Annotated in this window: 3 protein-coding genes; all 3 read right to left on the bottom strand. The window is 65.9% G+C overall.

The window, feature by feature from the left end; translation table 11 throughout:
* On the bottom strand, nucleotides 1-2,019 hold a 2,019-nt coding region (locus tag ACVOLO_RS17835; protein ID WP_481571665.1), incomplete at its 3' end, for an ESPR-type extended signal peptide-containing protein.
* A 451-nt stretch (nucleotides 2,020-2,470) separates the two neighbouring features.
* Nucleotides 2,471-6,352, bottom strand: a complete 3,882-nt coding sequence (gene purL, locus ACVOLO_RS17830; protein WP_481571664.1) for a phosphoribosylformylglycinamidine synthase — start codon at nucleotides 6,350-6,352, stop codon at nucleotides 2,471-2,473.
* Nucleotides 6,353-6,853: 501 nt separating this feature from the next.
* Nucleotides 6,854-7,639 carry a DsbC family protein gene (locus tag ACVOLO_RS17825; RefSeq protein WP_481571663.1) on the bottom strand — a complete coding sequence of 262 codons (786 nt, stop codon included), beginning with the start codon at nucleotides 7,637-7,639 and terminating at the stop codon, nucleotides 6,854-6,856.
* Nucleotides 7,640-7,941: the final 302 nt, after the last annotated feature.

The following is a 7,941-nucleotide window of genomic DNA, read 5'->3' as shown; positions in this document are numbered from 1 at the left end:
GAAATAGCGCTGCGTGCCTTCGGCCACATCAGCAACGACATCCAGCTGCGATTTGTTCACCGCATCGGTGTCTTCGGTACCGGCGGCGACGTTGGTGATCTGGCGCTCGGCACCGGCCTTGCCCACCGACACACTGTTGGCACGATCAGCCACCGTGTCGGCACCGAGTGCCACCGCGTTGTCGGCCGCTACCTGGGCCCTGTATCCCAGCGCCGTTCCCTGCGCTGAAAACACCGCCGTATTTGCACCGACTGCCGTAGCCTGATCAGTCAGCGCCATGCTGGCATTACCCACTGCAACCGCACTGACGACCTTCAACCCAAGCACATCCATCCCCGTGCGCGCGGCATCGCCAATAGCCAGGCTCCCGGCGCCATAGGCCGACGCATCACGCCCCACCGCCACATTGCCCGCGTCATAGGCCTTTGCGTTGTAGCCCAGGGCCGTGGTGCCTTCCCCGGCGGCCAGGCTCGCTGAGCCGTTGGCTGTACTGAAATCCCCTCGCGCATTGGCAACCGCACCTGTCGCCGTGGACTGCCTTCCATTGGCACGGGCGCTGGCGCCCAATGCGGTTCCGCTTGCACCGGCACTGGTCGCGCCCGTGCTGGCAGGCGTACCTTCGGACGTAATCAGCGGATCACCATTCCCATCCACCGCATTGCCACCCAGCGCCACCGCACCCAGCCCGGTGGCGCTGGCATTCTGGCCAAAAGCGGCACTGTTCCGACCGCTGGCAAGGGCATTCATGCCCACCGCTGTCGCGCCATCGGCAACCGCATTGGCCGCGTTGCCGAATGCCGAGGCCCCGTTGCCGAACGCGCTGGCCGATTCACCGGCTGCGGTTGCACCGTCACCTTCCACAAATGCACCGGCATCACCATCGGCACTGCCGGTAGCCTTGAAGTACTTGTCGGTGTTGTCTGCCACCGCAGCCACGTCATCCAACTGCGACTTGTTCACTGCATCGGTGTCTTCGGTGCCCGCCGCGACATTGGTGATCTGGCGCTCGGCGCCGGCCTTGCCCACCGACACGGTGTTGGCGCGATCAGCCACCGAATCCGCACCAAGGGCGATGCTGCGTTCGGCCTCGGCCCACGCGCCGGCGCCCATGGCCACACTGCGCTCACCGTTTGCAGTACTGGATGCACCGGCTGCCAACGCATAATCCGCGCCTGCAGTCGCACTGTCACCGGCGACGAAACTGTAGTGGCCCGAAGCCATCGCATTGCTGCCAATCGCCGTGGCGTTGTCGCCGTCCACCAGGTTGGCAAAACCGAACGCACTGCTGTTCTCACCATCGACCTGGTTGAAGTTGCCCACCGCCGAACTGTTGGTGCCGTTGGCGGTGTTCACATAGCCCATCGCGCTGCTGTAATCACCAGCAGCGGCGTTGTAGCTGCCCACCGCAGTGCTCTCCGCACCACTGGCCTGCGAGCCGACACCGGCCGCCGTTGCACCCGCGCCGCTGGCCACGGCATCGTCGCTGCCGTCCGCTGCACCATTGGCAGTGAAATAGCGCTGCGTTTCACCAACGACAACTGCCACGGCATCGAGCTGGGCCTTGTTGACCGCATCGGTTGCGGCACTGCCGGCGGCAACATTGGTGATCTGCCGTTCGTTGCCCGCGTTGCCCACCGAGACAGTACCGGCGCGGTCAGCCACCGAGTTGGCGCCCAGCGCGACACTGTTGGCGGCAGTGGCACGTGCCGATGCGCCCAAGGCGGTTGCATTGGCAGCCGATGCCACCGCGGTACCGGCCAATGCACAGTCCTGCAGCTCCGCACTGCCCATCACCACACACTTGCCAGAACCGCCCACGGCCAGTGACTGCGCCTGCACGCCCGGTATCGCAACACCTGCAGCCAGCGCCAACGCAACGGCGATGACCAGCGCCTGCAAGCGCTGCCCGCCGTTGCGTTGATCCACCACCACACCGGACGAATCGGACGCTGCAAGTTCCGATGCCACCACCATCTGCCCCAACGCCTTGTTCCAAACCTTGCGATAAATCCGATTCATCACATTGCTCCTGAGTGAACTGGGTTTTGTGCGTACGAAAGAAGTCACTCCACCGGCGCACAAAAGCCCGCCCTGGGGCTCTGTCGGGTACGGTGTTCCTGGTCTCCCTGTACGGGGCGTGCCGGTGTTTGGCCGGTGGGCGGACATCGCTCTGAATCCCCTTGCGCTGGCGATGGCTGCAGGACGGAGCGGAGTTGAAGACACGCACTGCAGAACGTCAAATTTCTGACTGTTTGCCAAACAGTTGATGCATGCGTCACAAATCCCAAAATAGATTGAGATTTTCAAGATTAGATTTTTGGAAACAACGCTGTGCGCATCACGGCGGGTACAGACCCTGGCGTACGGCGCCGGCGCTGGGAAAAGGCACAAAAAAACCCGCAGGCCTTGGCCTGCGGGCGTTTTCAGACTTTCTTCAATTCAACTGAAAATTTTCTTTCGCGTTGCCGTTTCAGCCGCACCAGACGCGCGCATTGCGGAACATGCGCAGCCACGGCGAGTCTTCGCCCCAGCTCTTCGGTGCCCAGCTCAGGTTGGCCGTGCGCGGTGTGCGTTCCGGGTGCGGCATCAGGATGGTGACGCGGCCGTCGGTGCTGGTCAGGCCGGTGATGCCGTCCGGCGAACCGTTCGGATTCAGCGGGTACTGCTCGGCCACGCGGCCGTCACCGTCGATGTAACGCAGCGCGATGCTGGCAGCGGCCTGGTCCACGGCACTGTCGAACTCGGCACGGCCTTCGCCGTGTGCCACTGCCACCGGCAGGCGCGAGCCGGCCATGCCACGCAGCAGGATCGACGGCGACTCCAGCACTTCCAGCAACGCGGTACGTGCCTCGAACTGTTCGCTGCGGTTGCGCAGGAACTTGGGCCAATGCTCGGCACCGGGAATGATGTCCTTGAGCTGGCTCATCATCTGGCAACCGTTGCACACGCCCAGTGCGAAGGTGTCGGTGCGCGCAAAGAACGCGGCAAACGCTTCACGCAGCGCCGGGCGCTCCAGGACCGAGGTTGCCCAGCCACGGCCGGCACCCAGCACGTCGCCGTAGCTGAAGCCACCACACGCAGCCAAGCCACGGAAGTCCGACAACTGCACGCGGCCTTCGATCAGGTCGCTCATGTGCACGTCGTAGGCATCAAAACCGGCACGCTCGAAGATGTTGGCCATTTCGATCTGGCCATTGACGCCCTGCTCACGCAGGATCGCCACCTTCGGCCGCGCACCCGTGGCGATGAACGGCGCAGCCACATCCTCGGCAGGATCAAACGCCAGTTTCGGCTTCAGCCCCGGTGCGTTGAAGTTGCGGGCAATGGCGCGCTCCTGGTCGGCCGCTTCCGGGTTGTCACGCAGCTTCTGCATGGCGTGCGTCACCGACCACCAGGCGTCGAACAATTCTTCCCAACGCCACTCGGCCAGGCTCTCGCCACCCAACTGCACGCGCACCACCGGCGCGGTGGTCGGGCGTGCGATGCGCTGCGCGCATTCGGTCAAGGCATGGCGCTCGACCAGGTCGGCGAACGCGGCGCGGTCTTCCTTGGCGATCTGCACCACGGCGCCCAGTTCTTCATTGAACAGGCTGCGGAACGGATCATCGCCCCAAGCATCAAGCACGATATCCAGGCCCTGACGCGAGGCGAACGACATTTCGCACAACGCGGCAAACGCGCCACCATCGCTGCGGTCGTGATAGGCCAGCAGCAGGCCGGCTTCGCGCGCGTCGCGGATCAGCTCGAAGAAGCCCCGCAGGCGCTGCGGGTCATCCAGGTCCGGCACTTCACCGGCAAAGGCCGGCAGAGCGCTGTGGTCGGCCTGGGTCTGCGCCAGGATCGAGCCACCCAGGCGCTGCTTGCCCGCGCCCAGGCCAATCAGCCACAACTCGCTTTCGGTTTCGCGGTCGAGCAGCGGGGTGAGCTGCTGGCGTGCATCGGCCACCGGCGCAAACGCGGTGATGACCAGCGACACCGGGGATACCGACTTCTCGGCCTGGCCGTCAGCCTGCCACTGCGCCTGCATCGACAGCGAGTCCTTGCCCACCGGGATGCTGATGTCCAGCTGCGGGCACAGTTCCATGCCCACGGCCTTGACCGCGTCGTACAGCAGTGCGTCTTCGCCGTTGTGGCCGCAGGCGGCCATCCAGTTGGCCGACAGCTTCACCGTGTCCAGCGACAGCACCGGCGCGGCGCACAGGTTGGTGATGGCTTCACCCACGGCCATGCGTGCCGAAGCGGCCGCGTTGAGCAACGCCAGCGGCGTGCGCTCGCCCAGCGACATCGCCTCACCGGCGTAGGTGTCAAAACCGGCCAGGGTGATGGCGACGTCGGCCATTGGCAGCTGCCACGGGCCGATCATCTGCTCGCGCGCGGTCAAACCGCCCACGCTGCGGTCACCGATGGTGACCAGGAAGCTCTTCGATGCGACGGTCGGGTGCGCCAGCACACGCAGGCCGGCATCGTGCAGGTCAATGCCGGCGGTCTTGAGCTGCGGCCAGCGCGGCGCGGCCGGATGCACAGCGTCGCGGTGCATCTTCGGCGCCTTGCCGAACAGCACGTCCATCGGCAGGTCAATCGGGGCATCGGCCGGGATGTTGCCCGGGGTCGCGCCATAGGCCACGACCAGGCGTTCCTCGGCGGTGGCAATGCCCACTGCGGCAAACGGACAGCGCTCGCGTGCGCAGATGGCGCTGAACTCGGCCAAGCGCTCGGCCGGGATGCCCAGCACGTAACGTTCCTGCGACTCGTTGCACCACAGTTCCAGCGGCGACAGCGACGGATCGTCGGTCGGCACCTTGCCCAGGTCGATCACGCCACCGACATCGGAGTCGTGCAGCAGTTCCGGGATGGCGTTGGAAAGGCCACCGGCGCCGACGTCGTGGAAGAACTTGATCGGGTTGTCGGTGCCCATGGCCACGCAACGGTCGATCACTTCCTGGCAGCGGCGTTCCATTTCCGGGTTGTCGCGCTGCACGCTGGCAAAGTCGAGGTCTTCGGCGCTCTCGCCCGAGGCCACCGACGAAGCGGCACCGCCGCCCAGGCCGATCAGCATGGCCGGGCCACCGAGCACGATGACGATGTCGCCGTCCTGCAGGCGCAGCTTGTCCACCTGCACGCGATCAATCGCGCCCAGGCCGCCGGCCAGCATGATCGGCTTGTCGTAGGCGCGGGTGATGCCGTCTTCGGGCAGCTCGAAACTGCGGAAGTAGCCCAGCAGGTTCGGGCGGCCGAACTCGTTGTTGAACGCAGCGCCGCCGAGCGGGCCGTCGAGCATGATGTCCAGCGCCGGTGCCATGCGCGGGTTCAGCGCGCGCGGCGCTTCCCACGGCTGCGGCAGGGTCGGGATGCGCAGGTGCGAGACCGAGAAGCCGGTCAGGCCGGCCTTGGGCTTGCCGCCACGGCCGGTGGCACCTTCGTCGCGGATCTCGCCGCCGGCGCCGGTCGCAGCGCCCGGGAACGGGGCAATCGCGGTCGGGTGGTTATGCGTTTCCACCTTGATCTGGAAGGCGCTGGGCACCACCGCTTCACTGCGGTACTTGCCGGTGGCCGGGTCCGGGCGGTAACGCGCGGCCGGTTCGCCTTCGATCACCGCCGCGTTGTCGCTGTACGCGCTGAGCGTGTGCTGCGGGGTCTGCTGGTGGGTGTTCTTGATCATCTTGAACAGCGAGCGGTCCTGCTCCTGCCCATCGATGGTCCAGCTGGCGTTGAAGATCTTGTGGCGGCAGTGCTCGGAATTGGCCTGCGCAAACATCATCAACTCAACGTCGGACGGATCGCGGCCCAGCTCGGTGTAGCGCTGGCGCAGGTACTCGATTTCGTCGTCGGCCAGGGCCAGGCCCAGGCGCTTGTTGGCCACCTCCAGGTCAGCCAGGCCAATACGCTCCAGCTGGCCGCGCGCCATGCTGCTGAACAGCGCCTGCGCCTGGTCGATGTCTTCCAGCAGCGACTGGGTCATCGGGTCGTGCAGCAGCTTGGCCACGGCGGCCTGCTGTGCCGGGTCGGACGGCCAGCCGCTCAGGTCGATGCGGGTACCGCGCTCAACGCGCTGGATCGCCAGGCCGGCACCGCGCACTAGCTCGGTGGCCTTGCTCGACCAGGGCGACAACGTGCCCAGGCGCGGCACCACGTAGCGCGAAATCGCGCCATCCGCGCGTTCGGCAGCCTGTGGCTGGCCCTGCACGATGCGGCCCAGCGTGGTCAGGTCGACCGCTCCGGCATCTGCTGTTTGGGTGAAATAGACGTGCCAGGCACCGGCAATACACAGGTCGGCGGCGATGGACTGCAGGCGGGATTCAAGACGTTCGCGGCGGAACGGCGAAAGGGCAGCTGCGCCCTCGAGGACGATCATGTCCGGGAGACCATGGTGGGAATCGGGCCCGGCATTGTACCGGAGTCCGCCGCCTCAGCCCCGTTTCATGCGCCGGCCCGTCCGCGGCCGCTTCAGCCGGCGCAAGCCAGCCGGGACAGGCTGTCCGCGCGGACCACATGAAAAGCTGCATTACATTCTGCCGCCACTATCTTCAGCCCCGCCGGTGGCATTGCCCCGGCCCGCTCCGGCGGGCCGACGTGCCCGGCAGGCCTTGTCGGCGTTCAGCACCGGGGATTATTGCTGAACAGCCCCGGCAACGGTCTGAATCCAACGCCTCAGGGGATGGGGAATGGAAACGCCCCTGCTGTTTGCGCAGCAGGGGCGTTTGTTTTTGCAGATTCTCCGCCGCGCCGGGGCAATGACCCGCCCGCGCATGGCCAGATGCCAGCGAGCGCCCATGTTCCATCCCCCGTAAAGCAATGCGCCCCGCCTGTTGCCAGGAGGGGCGCGTTTTTCTGGTGCTTTACAGCAGCGCTGGACTCAGCGGCTGCCAGCAGCCGCCGTGCCAATGCGCTCCAGCGCCGCCTTGAGCTGTGCCGGCGGCAGATAGCCACCCAACTGGCTGCCATCTGCGGCAAAAATCGCCGGGGTGCCGTTGATGCCCAGCTGCTGGCCCAGGTTGTACTGCATGGCCACCGGGTTGGTGCAGCTCCGGGACGGCACCGCCGCACCACCCTTGGCTGCGGTCAACGCCGCCTTGCGGTCGTCGGCACACCAGACCGAGATCATGTCGGTGTAATCCTTGCTGCCCAGGCCCATGCGCGGGAATGCCAGGTATTCGACGGCAATGCCGTTGCGGTTCAACTCGGCAACGTCCTGATGCAGCTTGCGGCAGTAACCGCACTCAATGTCCGTGAAAACGCTGATGGTGTACTTGGCATTCGGCGGCGCGAACACGATGCGGTCGGCATGCGGCAGGGTCGCCAGCAGGCCACGGCGGTACTGCAGCAGGCCGGTGCTGGTGGCCATCGCACGCTTTTCGATGTCGTAGGGCTGCGACTGCATCAGGAAGCGGCCATCGTCGGTGACGTAGAGCACCTGCCCGGACACGATCACCTCACGGAAGCCGGGGAACGGCGCCGCGCCGATGTACTCCGGCTTGAAGTTGGGGTCCAGCTCCTTGAGCGCATCACGCACGCGCTTCTCCACCGGGCCCTCCACTGCGGGGGCGGCAGCACTGGCGGTGGCAGCGGCCGGCGGCGTCTGCTGCGCGCAGGCGGTGAGACTGACCGCAGCCAACAGCGTGGCAATGGCAATTCGGAACATCGGCAATCCGTTCAGAGACAAAGAATTGGCGGATTCTCGCATACCGCCCTCACCCCCGCCGGCCCGGCGGGCGTCCGCCCCCAGGCGGCACCTGGACAAATTTTCACCACAGGCTTGAAAAGCGTGTACCGCAAGGGCTGCCCGCATTTATCCACAGCTTGTGCGCGGCCTGCCGCACAGGCGATGTGGATAGCGCCCAGCTCCCAACCGCAGGCTGAGATGAAACCCCAGCACCTTCGCCAATCGACCTACAACCCCGCCAATCCCGAATCCCCAATCCCGAATCCCCAATCCCCAATCCC

The sequence above is a fragment of the Stenotrophomonas sp. STEN056 genome (assembly GCF_056759635.1).
This window is presented reverse-complemented; position numbering and strand designations above follow the sequence as displayed.